17 protein-coding genes and 1 pseudogene are annotated in these 16,533 nt (G+C 63.2%); 6 read left to right on the forward strand and 12 right to left on the reverse strand.

Annotated elements, in window-relative coordinates; translation table 11 throughout:
- Positions 1-6 precede the first annotated feature (6 nt).
- The 4 genes from PSH66_RS12695 to ribBA form a co-directional block, all read right to left on the reverse strand.
- The gene (locus PSH66_RS12695) at positions 7-816 is read right to left on the reverse strand and encodes an ABC transporter permease (RefSeq protein ID WP_003173320.1); all 810 of its coding nucleotides are present in this window, start codon (positions 814-816) and stop codon (positions 7-9) included.
- A gap of 6 nt (positions 817-822) precedes the next feature.
- On the reverse strand, positions 823-1,740 hold the full coding sequence (locus PSH66_RS12700) for an ABC transporter permease (protein WP_042944515.1): 918 nt from the start codon (positions 1,738-1,740) through the stop codon (positions 823-825).
- Positions 1,737-2,762, reverse strand: coding sequence for an ABC transporter substrate-binding protein (locus PSH66_RS12705; RefSeq protein WP_003173322.1), 1,026 nt, complete (start codon positions 2,760-2,762; stop codon positions 1,737-1,739). Before PSH66_RS12705 ends, PSH66_RS12700 begins: the two co-directional genes overlap by 4 nt.
- Positions 2,763-2,981: 219 nt before the next feature.
- Complete coding sequence (gene ribBA / locus PSH66_RS12710) at positions 2,982-4,097, reverse strand: bifunctional 3,4-dihydroxy-2-butanone-4-phosphate synthase/GTP cyclohydrolase II (RefSeq protein ID WP_305429251.1); 1,116 nt, start codon at positions 4,095-4,097, stop codon at positions 2,982-2,984.
- A gap of 69 nt (positions 4,098-4,166) precedes the next feature.
- On the opposite strand from ribBA, the gene PSH66_RS12715 reads away from it, so the two are divergent.
- Positions 4,167-4,460: a DUF1330 domain-containing protein gene (locus PSH66_RS12715; RefSeq protein WP_078824172.1), complete on the forward strand. Its 294-nt coding sequence runs from the start codon at positions 4,167-4,169 to the stop codon at positions 4,458-4,460.
- A 135-nt stretch (positions 4,461-4,595) separates the two neighbouring features.
- On the opposite strand, the gene PSH66_RS12720 is transcribed toward PSH66_RS12715, so the two are convergent.
- The 6 genes from PSH66_RS12720 to PSH66_RS12745 all read right to left on the reverse strand — a co-directional run bounded on the left by PSH66_RS12720 (position 4,596) and on the right by PSH66_RS12745 (position 9,475).
- The gene (locus PSH66_RS12720; RefSeq protein WP_003173325.1) at positions 4,596-5,159 is read right to left on the reverse strand and encodes an NUDIX hydrolase; all 564 of its coding nucleotides are present in this window, start codon (positions 5,157-5,159) and stop codon (positions 4,596-4,598) included.
- A gap of 2 nt (positions 5,160-5,161) precedes the next feature.
- Positions 5,162-5,914, reverse strand: a complete 753-nt coding sequence (locus PSH66_RS12725; RefSeq protein ID WP_003173326.1) for a GntR family transcriptional regulator — start codon at positions 5,912-5,914, stop codon at positions 5,162-5,164.
- Between the two features lie 118 nt (positions 5,915-6,032).
- Positions 6,033-6,518: a flavin reductase family protein gene (locus PSH66_RS12730; protein WP_003173327.1), complete on the reverse strand. Its 486-nt coding sequence runs from the start codon at positions 6,516-6,518 to the stop codon at positions 6,033-6,035.
- Between the two features lie 12 nt (positions 6,519-6,530).
- Positions 6,531-8,012: an aldehyde dehydrogenase gene (locus PSH66_RS12735; protein ID WP_003173328.1), complete on the reverse strand. Its 1,482-nt coding sequence runs from the start codon at positions 8,010-8,012 to the stop codon at positions 6,531-6,533.
- Positions 8,009-8,842, reverse strand: a complete 834-nt coding sequence (locus tag PSH66_RS12740) for an alpha/beta fold hydrolase (protein WP_003173329.1) — start codon at positions 8,840-8,842, stop codon at positions 8,009-8,011. Before PSH66_RS12740 ends, PSH66_RS12735 begins: the two co-directional genes overlap by 4 nt.
- Positions 8,843-8,884: 42 nt before the next feature.
- Entirely contained in the window at positions 8,885-9,475 is a 591-nt protein-coding gene (locus PSH66_RS12745) for an amino acid synthesis family protein (protein ID WP_003173330.1), read from the reverse strand.
- 242 nt (positions 9,476-9,717) lie between these two features.
- Between PSH66_RS12745 and ltnD the strand changes: the two genes are divergently transcribed.
- The 5 genes from ltnD to otnI all read left to right on the forward strand — a co-directional run bounded on the left by ltnD (position 9,718) and on the right by otnI (position 14,932).
- Complete coding sequence (gene ltnD / locus PSH66_RS12750) at positions 9,718-10,623, forward strand: L-threonate dehydrogenase (protein WP_305429253.1); 906 nt, start codon at positions 9,718-9,720, stop codon at positions 10,621-10,623.
- 10 nt (positions 10,624-10,633) lie between these two features.
- Complete coding sequence (gene otnK / locus PSH66_RS12755) at positions 10,634-11,926, forward strand: 3-oxo-tetronate kinase (RefSeq protein WP_305429255.1); 1,293 nt, start codon at positions 10,634-10,636, stop codon at positions 11,924-11,926.
- Entirely contained in the window at positions 11,923-12,567 is a 645-nt protein-coding gene (locus PSH66_RS12760; RefSeq protein ID WP_003173334.1) for an aldolase, read from the forward strand. The genes otnK and PSH66_RS12760 overlap by 4 nt, the downstream gene beginning before the upstream one ends.
- Before the next feature lie 97 nt (positions 12,568-12,664).
- On the forward strand, positions 12,665-14,125 hold the full coding sequence (locus tag PSH66_RS12765) for an SLC13 family permease (RefSeq protein ID WP_305429256.1): 1,461 nt from the start codon (positions 12,665-12,667) through the stop codon (positions 14,123-14,125).
- A gap of 15 nt (positions 14,126-14,140) precedes the next feature.
- Positions 14,141-14,932: a 2-oxo-tetronate isomerase gene (gene otnI / locus PSH66_RS12770; RefSeq protein ID WP_305429258.1), complete on the forward strand. Its 792-nt coding sequence runs from the start codon at positions 14,141-14,143 to the stop codon at positions 14,930-14,932.
- A gap of 65 nt (positions 14,933-14,997) precedes the next feature.
- Here the strand turns inward: otnI and PSH66_RS12775 are convergent, their stop codons facing one another.
- A complete protein-coding gene (locus PSH66_RS12775; protein WP_003173337.1) occupies positions 14,998-15,819 on the reverse strand; it encodes a DeoR/GlpR family DNA-binding transcription regulator in 822 nt (273 codons plus the stop codon).
- 91 nt (positions 15,820-15,910) lie between these two features.
- Positions 15,911-16,447: pseudogene (locus tag PSH66_RS30145) on the reverse strand (methyl-accepting chemotaxis protein); the annotation flags it as partial.
- Positions 16,448-16,533 lie beyond the last annotated feature (86 nt).

Consider the following 16,533-nt stretch of genomic DNA (forward strand, 5'->3'; position numbering starts at 1 on the left):
CGGCGCTCAAGCGCGGGTTTCGGTGCGCCGGCGAACGGCGGCGGCAATCACCATGACCAGTACCGACAGGCCGATCAGCAGCGTCGAGGCGACGGCGATCACAGGCGTCAGGTCCTGGCGCAGGGTGGTCCACATTTTCACGGGAAGGGTTTGCAGGGTCGGGCTGGCCATCATCACGCTGAGCACGACCTCGTCCCACGAGACAAGAAAGGCAAACAGCGCACCGGCTACCATGCCGGGGCGAATGGCCGGGAAGGTCACCTTGAACACCGCCTGCAAGCGCGAGGCGCCGCAGATCACCGCCGCGTCTTCAATCGACTGGTCGAACAGCTTCAGCGAGTTGATGATCGAGATAATGGTAAACGGCAGCGCGACGATCACATGGCTGACCACAAAGGCGAACATCGTGCCGGTGTAGCCGAGCTTGAGGAATAGCGCATACACCGCCACCGCGATGATCACCAGCGGTACGATCATCGGCAGGGTGAACAGGCCGTAGAGCAGCTCGCGGCCAGGAAAGCGCCCGCGCACCAGGGCAAACGCAGTGGGTAGGCCGAGGGCGACGGCAAACACCGTGGTCAGTACCGCGACCTTGAGGCTGGCCATGGCGGCGTTCATCCAATCGGGATTGGAAAAGAACTGACCGTACCATTTGAGCGTCCAGCCGGGCGGCGGGAACACCAGCCATTGCGACGAGCCGAAGGACAGCAGCACGATAAATACGATCGGCAACAGCAGGAACAGACCGATCACGCCGGTGGTGGTATAGAGGCCCAGGCGCATCCTGCGGCTCATGGCGTTGGGGGTCAGGAGCATGATGGCTTACCTCGCGTTGCTGGCGCCAACCGGGGATTCCGGCTGAAGCTTCAGGTAGAAGTAGAACAGCACCAGCGTGATGACGATCAGCAACGCGGCGCCGGCGCTGGCCAGGCCCCAATTGAGGAACGACTGCACCTGCTGGATGATGAACTCGGGCAGCATCATGTTCTGCGCACCGCCGAGCAGTGCCGGGGTGACGTAGTAACCGAGGGACATCACAAACACCATCAAGCCGCCGGAAAACAGCCCCGGCCGACACAGCGGCAGGAAAACGCGGAAGAAGTTGGTCCAGGGGCTGGCGCCACAGATCGAGCCGGCCTGCAGGATCATCGGGTCGATGGCCTGCATGGTCGCCTGCAACGGCAGCACAATGAACGGAATCATGATGTAGCTCATGCCGATCACCACGCCGGTGAGGTTATGCACCATCTCCAGCGGCTGATCGATGATGCCCATGGCCATCAGCGCCTTGTTGATCACCCCGGATGCTTGCAGCAACACCAGCCAGGAATAGGTGCGGGCCAGCAAGCTGGTCCACATCGACAACAGCACGATGCTCAGCATCCAGCGGCCCCAACCGCGTGGCACCAGGGTAATCGCCCAAGCCAGCGGAAAGCCCAGCAACAGGCTGAACAAGGTCACCAGGCCCGCCACCGAAAAGGTGTTGAGCAGCACCCGTGCATAGGCCGAGTTGGCGAACAGCTGTTCATAGTTGCCCAGGCCCGGTGTAGGTTCCAGCACGCCGCGCAGCAACAGGCCGATCAGCGGTGCGAGAAAGAACAAGCCCAGGAACAGCAGGGCCGGGATCAGGTTGCTCGACCCCCGCCAGCGTAGTGCCAGGGACGGCGAGTTGGCGTTACCCGGTACCGCGCCGGCAGCGCCGAGGGCGCTCCCGGTCGGTGTGGTTGCCGTCATTTTCATTTGACTAGCCATTCATTCCACCGTGTTGCAATGGCCGGACCGTTCTTGGCCCAGTAGGCGAAATCGAGGGTGATCTGGTCTTTGACGTACGCCGTCGGCAGGTTGGGCGCGAGGACCGAGTCCAGGCGTTGCACGCTGTCGATGTTGACCGGTGCATAGGCGGTCAGGTTGGAGAAGTCGGCCTGGCCCTTGGCGCTGCTGGCGTTGGCCAGGAACTTCATGGCGGCGGCTTTGTTCTTGCTGCCTTTTGGCACAACAAGGATGTCAGCCATGACCAGGTTCTGCTTCCAGCTTACGCCGACCGGCGCGCCGTCTTCCTGGAGCGCGTGAATGCGGCCGTTCCAGAACTGGCCCATGCTGACTTCACCCGAGGCCAACAGCTGCTGCGACTGCGCGCCGCCGCCCCACCAGACGATGTCTTTCTTGATCGTGTCGAGTTTTTTGAAGGCGCGGTCCAGGTCCAGCGGGTAGAGCTTGTCGGCGGGGACGCCATCGGCCAGCAGTGCCAATTCGAGCACGCCAGGGCTGGGCCATTTGTAAAGGGCGCGTTTGCCGGGGTAGGTTTTGGTGTCGAACAGCGCGGTCCAGTCCTGCGGTTTGCCGGCGCCGAGCTTGCCTTCGTTGTAGCCGAGCACGAAGGAGAAGAAGAATGAACCCACGCCATGGTCGGAGACGAAACGCGGATCGATCTTGTCGCGCTGGATCACCGAGAAGTCGAGGGGTTCGAGCAGGCCTTCGGCGGCGGCGCGCAAGGCGAAGTCGGCCTCCACATCCACCACGTCCCACTGCACGTTGCCGCTTTCGACCATGGCCTTGAGCTTGCCGTAGTCGGTTGGGCCATCCTGCACCACGGTGATACCGCTGGCCTTGCTGAACGGGTCAGCCCACGCCTGCTTCTGCGCATCCTGGGTGCTACCGCCCCAGCTCACGAAATTGACGCTTTCGGCCGCCATGGCCGCGTGAGTGGCCGTGGCCAACAAGCCCGCGAACAACACTGCGGTAACACGTTTGTTCAACACCATTTTCACGCCCTCATTTGTTTTGTTATTGAGCGGGCTGGTAATGCCCGCCTATCGGGAGCAGTAGGTCTGTCGGGGCGTCTAATCGATACCCCAAAAGGCGACCGTGCCAAGGGCTGTTGTGGGTGCTTTCCCTGGCGGGTGCACTTGGCGAAAGCGTTCGGTCTATGGAATATCATATTATGGTATTCCAAACTTTGTGCAAGCATTTTGCCTTACCGGTTATCCGTCATTCGGTAAAGGGATGCTCTCCACCACCTCTAGATCGTAGCCGGTAAGCCCGGCGTATTTGAGGGGCGGGCCGAGGTGACGCAGTTTGCCGACACCAAGGTCCTGCAATATTTGCGCCCCGGTGCCTACTTCGGAATAAATCCGCGATTGCGAGCGGTTGAACTGGCGCGGCGCCTGGGTCAGTTGCGGCACGCGCTCCAGCAGGGCCTGGGATGATTCATGATTGGCCAGCACCACCACCACGCCACTGCCTTCGGCCGCCACGCGTTGCAAGGCGGCCCACAGTGTCCAGTTCGACGGGCCGCTGTACTCGGCGCCCACCAGGTCGCGCAGCGGGTCGATCACATGCACGCGCACCAGGGTCGGTTCGTCGCGGCGCGGCTGGCCCATGACCATCGCCATGTGCACGCCGCCGTCGATGCGATCTTCGAAGGTGATCAGGCGGAACGTGCCATGCACCGTCGGCAGGTCGCGCTCGCCGATGCGCTGCACGGTGCGTTCGGTGCTGAGGCGATAGTGGATAAGGTCGGCGATGGTGCCGATCTTGATGCCATGCCTGCGCGCGAACACTTCCAGGTCCGGGCGGCGCGCCATGGTGCCGTCATCGTTCATCACTTCGACGATCACCGACGCCGGTGTGTGCCCGGCCAGGCGCGCCAGGTCGCAACCGGCTTCGGTGTGGCCGGCGCGGGTGAGCACGCCGCCGTCCTTGGCGCGCAACGGGAAGATATGCCCCGGTTGCACAATATCGGCCGGCCCTGCGTTGCTGGCGACAGCTGCGGCCACAGTGCGCGCGCGGTCGGCGGCGGAGATACCCGTGGTCACCCCGGTGGCGGCTTCGATGGACACAGTAAACGCGGTACTGAACACGCTGCCGTTGCTGGGCACCATCTGTTCCAGGCCGAGGCGCCGGCAGTGCTCGTCGGTGAGTGTCAGACAGATCAGACCACGGGCTTCACGGGCCATGAAGCTGATAGTCTCGGCGGTGCAGCAGGCGGCGGGCAATAACAGATCGCCTTCGTTTTCCCGGTCTTCGTCGTCCACCAGGAGCACCATCTTGCCTTGGCGGTAGTCTTCGATGATGTCTGCGATGCTGTTGAAGGACATGAAGAGTGCTCGATTTATTGGTTGTATGTATTATGGTATACCACAAATTCTAAACAAGAGGATGTACCGATGAAGGCCTATTGGATTGCCCATGTGGATGTGTCCGATGCAGAGCAGTACACGCAGTACACCCAGCGCGCGCCGGCGGCATTTGCGAAGTTCGGCGGACGGTTTCTGGCCAGGGGCGGGCGCAGTGAGGCGATGGAAGGTGGGCCGGCACGGCAGCGTAATGTGGTGATTGAGTTTGAGAGTTATGAGCAGGCGGTGGCGTGCTACGAGTCCGCCGAATATCAGGAGGCGAAGGGGCACCGGGAGGGAGCGGGGGTGGCGCAGATCATCATCGTGGAAGGGCTGGCGCGCTGATTTTTTCAGGTATAAACCGATTCAAATGTGGGAGGGGGCTTGCTCCCGATGGCGGTGGTTTAGTCACTTCATGTATTGACTGACTGCTATCGGGAGCAAGCCCCCTCCCACATGTGGACCCGGTTTACCTGAAGATCAGCGGATGAAATGGATCTTGCCGCTGTCGTCATTGCCGATATAGATGCCATACACCCCAGCCTGGCGCTCTTCGATATACCGTTCGAGGATCTGCCGGATCGCCGGGTAGTAGATGCTGTCCCAGGGAATGTCCTCGGGTGCGAAGAATTTATAGTCCAACGTCTCCGGCCCGAACTCGCCGGTGATCTCCAGCGCGATGGCGCGGAAGATGATGTACACCTCGCTGATCCTGGGCACGCTGAAGATGGAGTAGGGCGACACGATCTCGGCGCGTACGCCGCTTTCTTCCCAGACTTCGCGCAGCGCCGCCTGTTCGGTGGTTTCGCCACCTTCCATGAAACCGGCGGGGAGCGTCCAGGTGCCGGGGCGCGGCGGGATTGCGCGCTGGCACAGCAGGTATTTGCCGTCCTGCTCGATGATGCAGCCGGCGATGATCTTGGGGTTGATGTAGTGAATATAGCCGCAGCCCCGGCACATCAGGCGCTCATGGGTATCGCCCGGTGGCAGCTGGTGACCGAGGTCACTGCCGCCGCAGGTCGGGCAAAAGCGCGGGCTGGGCATGGTCAGTGGCCTATGCGCGGTTCTTTGAGTGCGATGGGCAGGGTGATTTCCGGGACTTTCCCGGTTTCTTCCTGTTTGCGCTTGAGGTAATCCAGGGCCACGGCGGCGGCGGCGCGTACGTGGTCGACGCAGGCCTGGTGTGCCGCCAGCGGATCGCCGCTCTTGATCGCCTGGACCATGCGTTCCATTTCCTGGTTGCTGGTGCCGCGACGGTTTTCCTGGGACACCGAGGTAGCGCGCAGGTAGCTGATACGAGCCTGCAACTGGCGCAACTGAGTGGCCGCGACATGGTTGCCTGAACCTTCGAGCAATACGTCGTAGAAACCCTGGACCGAGTCGATGACCTGTTGCAGTTCACCGTCCTTGAGGGCCTTGCGGTTTTCTTCCAGGGCTTTTTCCAGGGCCTTGATGTCCTTGGCCTTGGCGCGCAGGGTGAACAGCTGCACGATCAAGCCTTCTAGCACGCAGCGCAGTTCATAAATGTCGACGGCATCGGCCAGGGTGATGATTGCCACCTGCGGGCCCTTGGCATCGGCGAATTCAACCAGGCCTTCGGATTCCAGGTGACGCAGCGCTTCGCGCACCGAGGTACGGCTGACGCCCAGGCGGTCGCACAGGTCGCGTTCCACCAGGCGATCACCGGGCAGGAGTTGAAAGTTCATGATGGCGCTGCGCAGTTTTTCCAACACGATTTCGCGCAGGGTGACCGGGTTGTGATTGACCTTGAAGCTGTCGTCGAGAGGCGCGCGTTTCATGGGGGCTGCTCTGAATTTAGCGGTTAACTGGAGGCTGGGCCGATGGAAGGCCGAAATCATGCGCAAGTTTATCACGCCGGGTTCTTTAAGCGACAAACCCTCTCGACCCCGGCCCGCCTCAAGCCAGGGTGGGCAGCGGGCCGAGCTTGCCCTTGTGATAGATCATCGGCGTGACCGGTTGCTCGGGCAGGATCAGGTTCTTCACCGCGCCGACGATGATCGCGTGGTCGCCGCCATCGTATTCGCGCCACAGCTCGCATTCGATGATCGCTGTGGCCTTGGCCAGCAGCGGGTTGCCCAGTTCGCTCAAATGCCACTCGATGCCCTTGGCTTTTTCCTTGCCCTTGCTGGCAAAGGCATAGGCTTCGGCGGTCTGGTCGGCGGACAGCAGGTGTATCGCAAAGCGCTTGCTGTCGCGCAGCACCGGGTAGGTGTCCGAGGCGTAGTTGGGGCAGAACAGCACCAGCGCCGGGTCGATTGACAGCGCGCTGAACGCACTGGCGGTAATGCCGACGATGCCACCCTGCGGGTCGAGGGTGGTGACCACCGTGACACCGGATGGGAAGGAACTCATAACGTCTTTATAAATGCCGGGTTCGATCATGGTCGTAAACTCTTAACGCATCACAAAGGGATCAGGCATGGGCGCCTGGGAGAGGTTGATCCACACCGTCTTCAGCTCGGTATAGGCCAGCACCGAATCGATGCCGCTTTCGCGTCCGTAGCCGCTGTTCTTGAAGCCGCCGATGGGCGCCATGGCCGATACGGCACGGTAGGTGTTGACCCAAATGATCCCCGAACGCACGTCGCGCGCCAGGCGGTGGGCGCGGCCGAGGTCGCGGGTCCAGATGCCGGCGGCAAGGCCGAACTGCGAGTCGTTGGCGATGGCCAGCGCTTCGGCTTCGTCCTTGAAGCGGATCACCGAGGCCACCGGGCCGAACACTTCTTCCTGCATGATCTTCATCGAGTTGCGGTCGCACTCGAACAGCGTCGGCTCATAGAACCAGCCTTCGCCGAGGTTCTGCGCTCGCTTGCCACCGGTGCGCAGGCGCGCGCCTTCGGCGATGGCATCCGCGACCAGGCCTTCGACCACGGCCAGTTGCTGGGCGGTGGCCATGGGGCCCATTTCGCTGGCGTCGTCCTGAGGGTTGCCGATGCGGATACGTTGGGCGCGCTCGACCAGGCGCTCGACGAACTCGTCGTAGATTTCGTCCTGTACCAACAGGCGCGAGCCGGACACGCAGCTTTGCCCGGACGCGGCATAAATCCCGGCAATCGCGCCGTTGATGGCGCTGTCGAGGTCGGCGTCGGCAAAGATGATATTCGGCGACTTGCCGCCCAGTTCCAGGGACAGCTTGGCGAAGTTCTCCGCGCTGCTGCGCACCACATGTCGGGCCGTGGCCGCGCCGCCGGTAAAGGCGATCTTGCGCACCAGCGGATGGCGGGTGAGGGCTGCGCCGGTACTGGGGCCAAAGCCTGTGACCACGTTGACCACGCCCGGTGGAATCCCGGCTTCAAGGGCCAGGCGGGCCAGCTCGAGGATGGTCGCCGAAGCGTGTTCCGACGGTTTGATCACGATGGTATTGCCCGCCGCCAGGGCCGGGGCGAGTTTGATTGCGGTGAGGTATAGCGGGCTGTTCCACGGAATGATCGCGGCGACCACGCCCATGGCTTCGTGCACGGTGTAGGCGAACAGATCGGGCTTGTCCAGCGGCAGGGTGCCGCCTTCGAGCTTGTCGGCCAGGCCTGCGGTGTAATGGAAAAACTCCGGCAGGTAACTGACCTGGCCGCGGGTTTCGCGGATCAGTTTGCCGTTGTCGCGGCTTTCCAGCTGGGCCAGATGCTCTTTGTTCTCGGCGATCAGGTCGCCGAGGCGACGCAACAATTTGCCCCGTGCGGTGGCGGTAAGGCCACGCCAGGCCGGGCTTTCGAAAGCGTTTTGCGCGGCCTGTACGGCGCGCTCCACATCTGCCTCGTCGGCATCGGGCAGTTGCGCCCACGGCTGGGCCAGCGCCGGATTGAGGCTGTCAAAGGTCTTGCCGGACAGGGCATCGACCCATTCACCGCCGATGCACATCTGGAAGCGTTCAAGCGTCATGCCACGATCCCCTTTATCGGGTGTTGTTGGGAGTGTGCCGTTTCAAGAAAACCCAGCAGCAGCTGGTTGACCAGGCGCGGCGATTCTACCGGCATCATATGCCGTTGCTCGGGCAGCACGGCCACGGTCGCGCCGGGAATGCGGTCGGCCAGTTGCCGAGCCATTTGCGGCGTGGAGCCTGGGTCCAGTTCCCCGGTGGCAACCAGGGTCGGTGCCTGGATACTGCCCAGGTCATCGGCGCGGTACATGTCCTGGGTGGCAAACAGTTCGTAAGTGGTGAGGTAACCCTGGGGATCGTTGCCCGCCAGAGTCTCGCGCAGCGCGGCGATCTGCGCTGGGTTGGCCGCCTGGTATTCACGGCTGAACCAGCGTGACAGCGCGGCTTCGGCATTCGCATCCGGGCCGTGTTCAGCGGCCTGGGCGGTACGCGCGATCACGCCTTCACGTTGTTCCGGGCTGCGGTTGAACACACTGTTGAGCACCACCAGGCTGTGCAGGCGTTCCGGGTAATGCAGCGCAAACGCGCGAGCCACCAGGCCACCCATGGAAAAACCGATCACCGTGGCCTTGGCCAGTTGCAGGTGGTCGAGCACCTCCAGCAACTGGTCGGCATACCCGAGCAGCGGCGTGCCGGTGGCCGGGCGCGGGCTGGCGCCGTGACCGAGCATGTCGTAGCTGATCACGCGGTAATGGGAGGCCAGGCCGACCACCTGGCCGCCCCACATTTCTTTATTCAGGCCCACGCCGTGGATCAAAACCACAGGCTGACCTTGGCCGGTCGCCAGGTAACTGGTGCCAGCCGGTGTGTGTTCAGCGGTGAGCCGAATCATGGAGCGCTCCTGCATGCTTTTTGTTGTGGTGGCCGGTGTTGCTTACTGGGCTTTTTCCGCCGCCAGCTCTTCCAGGTCGATATAGCGATTACCGATGCGCGGGTGCAGGCGGCCGCCGTCGGCGCAACCCAGCACCACGACGATTTCATCGGCGCGCGGCGCGTCTTCGATGTGCATTTCCAGGGTGATGTAGTGCGAACGCAGGCCTTCGTCGTCCTTGTGCATCATCGGGACCTGGATCGAGGTGCCCGGGCCGCCGCGCTTGTTGGTGAAGCTCAGGTAGCTCTTGGCCTTGACCGCTTCGCGGTAGTGGTTGCCGAAGCGCAGGGTATGGATGATCGCGCTGGCGTGTTCGATCTCGCCATCGGCGCCGACCACAGCGGCCTTGCCATAGGCTTCGATTTTTTCGGCGCCGCCAATGATGCCCACCAGGCGTTCGACCATCAGCGCGCCAAGGTCGGAACAATTGGCGCGGATCTCAGGCTTCAGATCCTCGACGAAACCACGACCCAGCCAGGGGTTCTTCAACACCACGGCGAGGCCGACCATGGTCACCGGGGTGTCCGAGGCTTTGCCGCCTTCGATAAAGGTTTCTTCTACGTAGCTGACGATCTTGCGGATTTCGAAACTCATGAGATGGCTCCATCGGGTATGGGGAGAGGCTTGCGTATGATGGTATACCATAATACGCAAAGCACAAGCGCGCAAAACGAGTTTGCGTGGTGTGAAGCGACAAAGGGAAAAGGGCTACCGATGTTAAAAAATGTTAGATAGAAAAAATACTTCACATAATCTGTTCATTGGTGGATGATCGATAGCAATTCCAACGCGGCTCGCCGGTGTGGTGTCAGCCGCCGCTTTCCCCTGGAGTACCCATGAATAATAAAAATGTAGGTGTGATCGGTCTGGGCGCGATGGGGCTGGGCATTGCCCGCTCGCTGTTGCGCGCAGGGTTCAATGTGCATGCCTGTGATGTGCGTGACGCGGTCACCCAGCAATTCGCCGGCGAAGGCGGCGTGGCATGCGTGTCACCCGCACAGATGGCGGATGCCTGTGATGTGATCATCACGGTGGTGGTCAACGCCGAGCAGACCGAGACCGTTCTGTTCGGTGAAGGCGGTGCGGTGGCGTCGCTGCGTCCCGCCAGCCTGGTGATCGGCTGCGCCACCGTGGCGCCGACCTACGCCGTGGAATTGGGGCAGCGCTTGGGCGAACACGGCCTGCTGTATCTGGATGCGCCGATTTCCGGCGGCGCGGCCAAGGCCGCCGCCGGTGAAATGACCATGATGACGTCCGGCCCGCAGGCCGCCTACGCCAAGGCCGACGCGGTGCTGGCGGGCATGGCCGGCAAGGTCTATCGCCTGGGCGACGTGCATGGCCTGGGCTCGAAGGTCAAGATCATCAACCAGTTGCTCGCCGGCGTGCACATTGCCGCATCCGCCGAGGCCATGGCCCTGGGCCTGCGCGAAGGGGTCGATGCCGATGCCTTGTACGAGGTCATCACTCACAGTGCCGGTAACTCCTGGATGTTCGAGAACCGCGTGCCGCACATTCTCAAGGCCGACTACACGCCACTGTCGGCGGTGGATATTTTCGTCAAGGACCTCGGCCTGGTGCTGGATACCGCCCGCGCGAGCAAGTTTCCATTGCCGCTGTCGGCCACCGCACATCAGATGTTCATGCAGGCCTCCAGCGCCGGTTTTGGCCGCGAGGACGACTCGGCGGTGATCAAGATTTTCCCGGGTATCGACTTGCCGACCGCCAAGCCCGAGCCAGTGTGAGGAACGCCGCATGACTAACCCCAACGCACGCCCCTTGCTGGGCTGCATCGCCGACGATTTCACCGGCGCCACCGACCTTGCCAACATGCTGGTGCGCGGCGGTATGCGCACGGTGCAGAGTATTGGTATCCCCAGCCGCGAAGTCGCCCAGGGGCTGGACGCCGACGCTATCGTCATCGCGCTCAAGTCGCGCACCACGCCCGCCGCCGAGGCCGTCGAGGAATCGCTGGCCGCGTTGCAGTGGCTGCGCGGGCAGGGCTGCGAGCAGATTTTCTTCAAGTACTGTTCCACCTTCGATTCCACTGCCGCCGGCAATATCGGCCAGGTCAGCGAGGCGTTGCTCAAGGCGTTGGGCGGCGACTTCACCCTGGCGTGCCCGGCGTTTCCGGAAAACGGCCGGACGATTTTCCGCGGACACCTGTTCGTACAGGACCAGTTGCTCAGCGAATCAGGCATGCAGCATCACCCGCTGACGCCCATGGGCGACGCGAATCTGGTGCGCGTGCTGCAACAGCAGACACCATTGCCGGTCGGGTTATTGCGCTACGACACGGTTGCCGCCGGTGTTGACGCAACCCATGCAAAGATCGCCGAACTGCGCGCGCAAGGGGTGGGTATCGCCATCGCCGACGCGCTGTCGGACCAGGACCTCTACACCCTGGGCAGCGCCTGCGCCGACTTGCCGTTGCTTACTGGCGGCTCGGGGCTGGCGTTGGGCCTGCCGGGTAATTTCCGCCGCGCCGGCAAACTGCGCGACTTCGATGTCGCGGCGTTGCCAACGGTCGGCGGTGGCGAAGTGGTGCTGGCGGGCAGTGCCTCGGTGGCGACTCTGGGCCAGGTCGCGGCCTGGTGCGAAGCCGGCCGCCCGGCGTTGCGCCTTGACCCCATCGCCCTGGCCGCCGGTGAACCGGTGGTGGCGCAAGCACTGGCGTTTGCCCGCGACCATGCGGACACCGTATTGATCTACGCCACCAGCAGCCCGGACGAGGTCAAGGCCGTGCAGCAACAGTTGGGTGTCGAGCGTGCCGGTGCCCTGGTGGAAACTGCATTGGGCGAGATCGCCGCCGGCTTGCGTGAGCAAGGTGTTCGACGCTTTGTGGTGGCGGGCGGGGAGACCTCCGGCGCGGTGGTCAAGGCCCTTGGCGTCACGCTGCTGCAGATTGGCGCACAGATTGATCCGGGCGTGCCGGCCACGCTCAGCAGTTCCGCCGAACCGCTGGCGCTGGCGCTCAAGTCGGGCAATTTCGGTGGCCGCGACTTCTTTGCCAAAGCCTTGGCGCAACTGGCGGGAGGCGCCCAATGAGTGGCATCGATGAGCAGGCCCTGCGCGAAGAAATCTGCGACGTGGGACGCAGTCTTTACCAGCGTGGATACACAGTCGGCAGCGCCGGCAATATCAGTGCGCGCCTGGACGACGGTTGGCTGATCACCCCGACCGACGTCTGTCTGGGGCGCCTGGTGCCGGCGTCCATTGCCAAGGTCAACCTGCAAGGCGAGTGGGTGTCCGGCGAGAAACCGTCGAAGACCCTGGCCCTGCACCGCCAGGTGTACGACCGCAACCCCTCGGTGGGCGGCGTGGTGCATACCCATTCCACGCATTTGGTGGCGCTGACCCTGGCCGGGGTATGGCGCACGGACGATATCCTGCCGCCGCTCACGCCGTATCAGGTGATGAAGGTCGGGCACATTCCGCTGATTGCTTACCAGCGTCCCGGCTCGCCCAAGGTGGCCGAGCAGGTGGCGCAACTGGCCAACAGCGTGCGTGGCGTGATGCTCGAACGCCTGGGGCCGGTGGTCTGGGAAAGCTCGGTGGCCAAGGCCAGCTATGCCCTGGAGGAGCTGGAAGAGACCGCACGGCTGTGGTTGATGAGCACCCCCCGGCCCGAACCGTTGAGCACGGATGCATTGGATGAACTGCGCGAGACGTTCGGCGCGCACTGGTAACCCGTAGACCAATACCGCAAGCACCACTCGAGACCCGCCCACGGTTCTTGACGGGGCCGGCTTGCGCCCAAAAACAATAACAACAGGACATTCCCGAATGAGCCCATTGATTTTGATGTTGACCGCCGGCGCCGGTATCGCGCTGCTGCTGTTCCTGGTCCTCAAGTACAAATTCCAGCCATTTGTCGCGTTGATGCTGGTGAGTATCGTGGTGGCGCTGGTTGCCGGGGTGAAACCGGCCGATCTGGTGGCGACGATCGAAGGCGGCATGGGCAAGACCCTCGGCCATATCGCGATCATCATCGCCCTGGGCGCGATGATCGGGCGCATCATCGAGTTGTCCGGTGGCGCCGAGGCCTTGGCCAAGTCGCTGATCGAGCGGTTCGGCAACCGCCGCACGCCACTGGCGTTGACTATCGCCGGGTTCATCATCGGTGTGCCGGTGTTCTTTGAAGTCGGGGTGATTATCCTGATGCCGCTGGCCTACGGCGTGGCGCGTCGGGCGCGCAAGCCGTTGCTGGTGTTTGCGTTGCCGATGTGCGCGGCGCTGCTGACGGTGCATGCGTTTCTGCCACCGCATCCGGGTGCCGTGGCGGCCGCCAGCCAGTTGGGCGCCGATCTGGGCCGGGTGCTGATGTTCGGCCTGCCGATCACCGCGTTGCTGTGTTATGTCGGTTACCGCGTGGCGGGGCGCATGACGCGGCGCTTCTATCCCATGACCGACGATATTCGCGCCGAAGTCTATGGCCCCCACGTCACCAACGAAGACTTGCGCGCCTGGAGCAACGGCCATGACCAGGCGGTGCGGCAGGCGGGCGTTGCCGAGTCCCATATGGGCCTGGAAGAGTCCACCAGCGCCATCGTCGCCAAGCTGCCGCCGGCCCCGGCGCCGGGCTTTGGCCTGATAGTCAGTCTGATTCTGCTGCCTATCGTACTGATCCTGCTGGGCACCCTGGCCACCTCGTTACTGCCGGTTGAATCGGTGGTGCGTGGGGTGATGACGGTGCTCGGCGCGCCGCTGGTGGCGCTGCTGATCGACACCTTGCTGTGCGCCTGGCTGCTGGGCTCGCGCCGGGGCTGGAGTCGCAGCCAGGTGTCGGATGTGATCGGCTCGGCCTTGCCGGGCGTGGCCATGGTGATCCTGATCGCCGGTGCCGGCGGGGTGTTCGGCAAGGTGTTGGTGGACACCGGAATCGGCGCGGTGGTCTCCGACCTGCTGCGCACCACCGGCCTGCCGGTGCTGGCCCTGGGGTTCTTGCTGACCATGCTGTTGCGCGCCGTGCAGGGTTCCACCACCGTCGCCCTGGTGACCACTGCCGGTATCATCAGCCCGCTGATCGCCACCCTCAACCTGACGCCCAACCACCTGGCGCTGCTGTGTCTGGCCATGGGCGGTGGCGGGCTGGCCATGTCGCACATCAACGACGCCGGCTACTGGATCTTCACCAAGCTCGCCGGGCTCAATGTCGCTGACGGCTTGCGCACCTGGACGGTGATCACTACGTTGCTCGGTAGCTTGGGTTTCGTAATGACCTTGCTGATCTGGCCTTTTGTCTGACGCCTGGGAGTTTTTATGCCTCGTTTCGCTGCCAACCTGAGCATGCTTTACCCGCAACATGAGTTTATCGAGCGCTTCGCCGCCGCCAAGGCCGACGGTTTTGACGCGGTGGAGTACCTGTTTCCCTATGAATACAGCGCCGAGGTGCTCCAGCAGCGCCTGAGTGACAACGGCCTGGTGCAGGCCCTGTTCAACGCGCCGCCCGGTGACTGGGCGGCGGGAGAGCGCGGCATCGCCAGCCTGCCGGGGCGCGAGGCCGAGTTTCGCGGCGGTTTTGACCAGGCCCTGGAGTACGCCGCGGTGCTGGGCAACAGCCGTGTGCATGTCATGGCCGGCTTGCTGCCCTCGGAAGACCTGCGCCAGCGCCATCACGCCGTGTACCTGGAAAACCTTGCCTACGCCGGCGCGGCGGCGGCCGAGGTCGGCGTCACGGTATTGCTGGAGCCGATCAACACCCGCGACATGCCGGGGTTCTTCCTCAACCGCCAGGACCAGGCCCACGCCATTTGCCGGGAAGTGGGGGCGGGCAACCTCAAGGTGCAGTTCGACTGCTACCACTGCCAGATCGTCGAAGGCGACTTGGCCACCAAGTTGCGCCGCGATTTCGCCGGCATCGGCCACATCCAGATTGCCGGCGTGCCGGACCGTCACGAGCCTGACCTGGGGGAGCTGAACTACCCGTACCTGTTCGAGTTGATCGACCAGTTGGGCTATGACGGCTGGGTCGGCTGCGAGTACCGGCCAAAGGGCGATACCTCGGCGGGCCTGCAATGGTTGCGCGATTGGAAGGCGACTCGAGGCGTGTAGCAGGGGCTTGCCCCGATTTTCCAACAATTCATCCGTCGGTCCTGCCTTCGCCTTCGCCTTAAGGCTCAGGCTGACGGCGGATCGCCCGGCAGCATCAACTCAATGCCACGCTTGCGGATGCCGTCTGCGGCCGCCGGGGCCAGGGCGTCGTCGCTGATGATCACGTCGAACGGCTCCAGCCCGGCGATGCGGTACATGCTGAAGGTGCCGTACTTGGAACTGCTCGCTACCAGCACCACTTGAGCCGCCGATTGCATGGCCATCTGCTTGACTTCGACCTTCAACGCCGAGGGTGTGGTGATGCCCCGGTGCAAGTCCCAGGAGCTGGTCGACACAAAGGCAATGTCCGTGACCACCTGGCGCAGTGTCGCCACCGCCAGCCCGCCGACCGAGGAATGATTGTCATGGTCCAGCTGGCCGCCGGTGTGGATCACCGTGACCTGGGTGGCGTCCATTAATGCTTGCACGATTCCAAAGTCGTTGGTCACTACGGTCATTCCCGACAGCGCCTTGATATACGGCACGATCTCCAGCGTGCTGGTGCCGGCGTCCAGGTACACCGTCATGTCCGCGTGCAACAGCCGCGCGGCCAGCCGTGCCATGGCCTGCTTTTGCGGCAATTCCACCACGGCCTTGGATTGATGGCTGGGCTCGCTGTGCAGTTGACTGGCGATACGTACCCCACCGGTGACGGAGTACGCCCGGCCTTCCTGCTCCAGCAAGGCAATATCGCGGCGCACGGTCATGTGCGAGCAGTCGAACATCTCCATCAGCTGATGCACGCTCATCACCTGATGCTTGCGCAATTGCCGCAGAATTTGCTCGCGACGCTGCTCGGGAATCATCGGGGCGCTGCTGTCGGCGGCCGTGTCCTTGGGGTTGGGCATTGAGGCTCCGGGGTGGTTGGGCAAAGGGCGGGGAACGCGTGGCTATAGTAGCCAATACACGCCCCCGCAGGCGACCCCGGTGTGACAGCGGCTAGAACTTGAAGCGACCCACCAACCCTTTGAGTTGACCGGAAATATCCGTCAAGCGACCTGACCCGGTTTGCGCCGAATGCGCAAAGCCTTCGACCAGTTGCGCATCGGCATGGATCTGCGCGATGTGACGGTTGATCTCTTCGGCCACCTGATGCTGTTCTTCGGCGGCGGTGGCGATCTGGGTGTTCTGGTCGCGGATCGAGTCCACCGAGCCACGGATCTTGTCGAAGCTGTCACGGGCCTGCTGGATGCGTTCGACGCTGGTGTGGGACACCAACAAGCTGCCTTGCATCTGCTGCGTGACTTCCTGGGTACGGCGGGCGAGGTTGCCGAGCAGGCTGTCGATTTCACCGGTGGAGTCCGCCGTGCGGCGCGCCAGGGCGCGGACTTCATCGGCGACCACGGCGAAACCTCGGCCCTGGTCACCGGCACGCGCGGCTTCGATGGCGGCGTTGAGCGCCAGCAAGTTGGTCTGCTCGGCAATCGAACGGATGGTGTCGAGGATGGTATTGATGTTCTGGCTGTCCTGCTCCAGCAACTGCATGGTCTGGGTCGACTTCTGCAAGTCTTCGCTGAGCTTGAGCACGCTGCCGGTGGCTTCGCCGATGTGTTGCTGGCCGT

The sequence above is a fragment of the Pseudomonas sp. FP597 genome (assembly GCF_030687435.1).
GTDB lineage: Bacteria > Pseudomonadota > Gammaproteobacteria > Pseudomonadales > Pseudomonadaceae > Aquipseudomonas > Aquipseudomonas lactucae.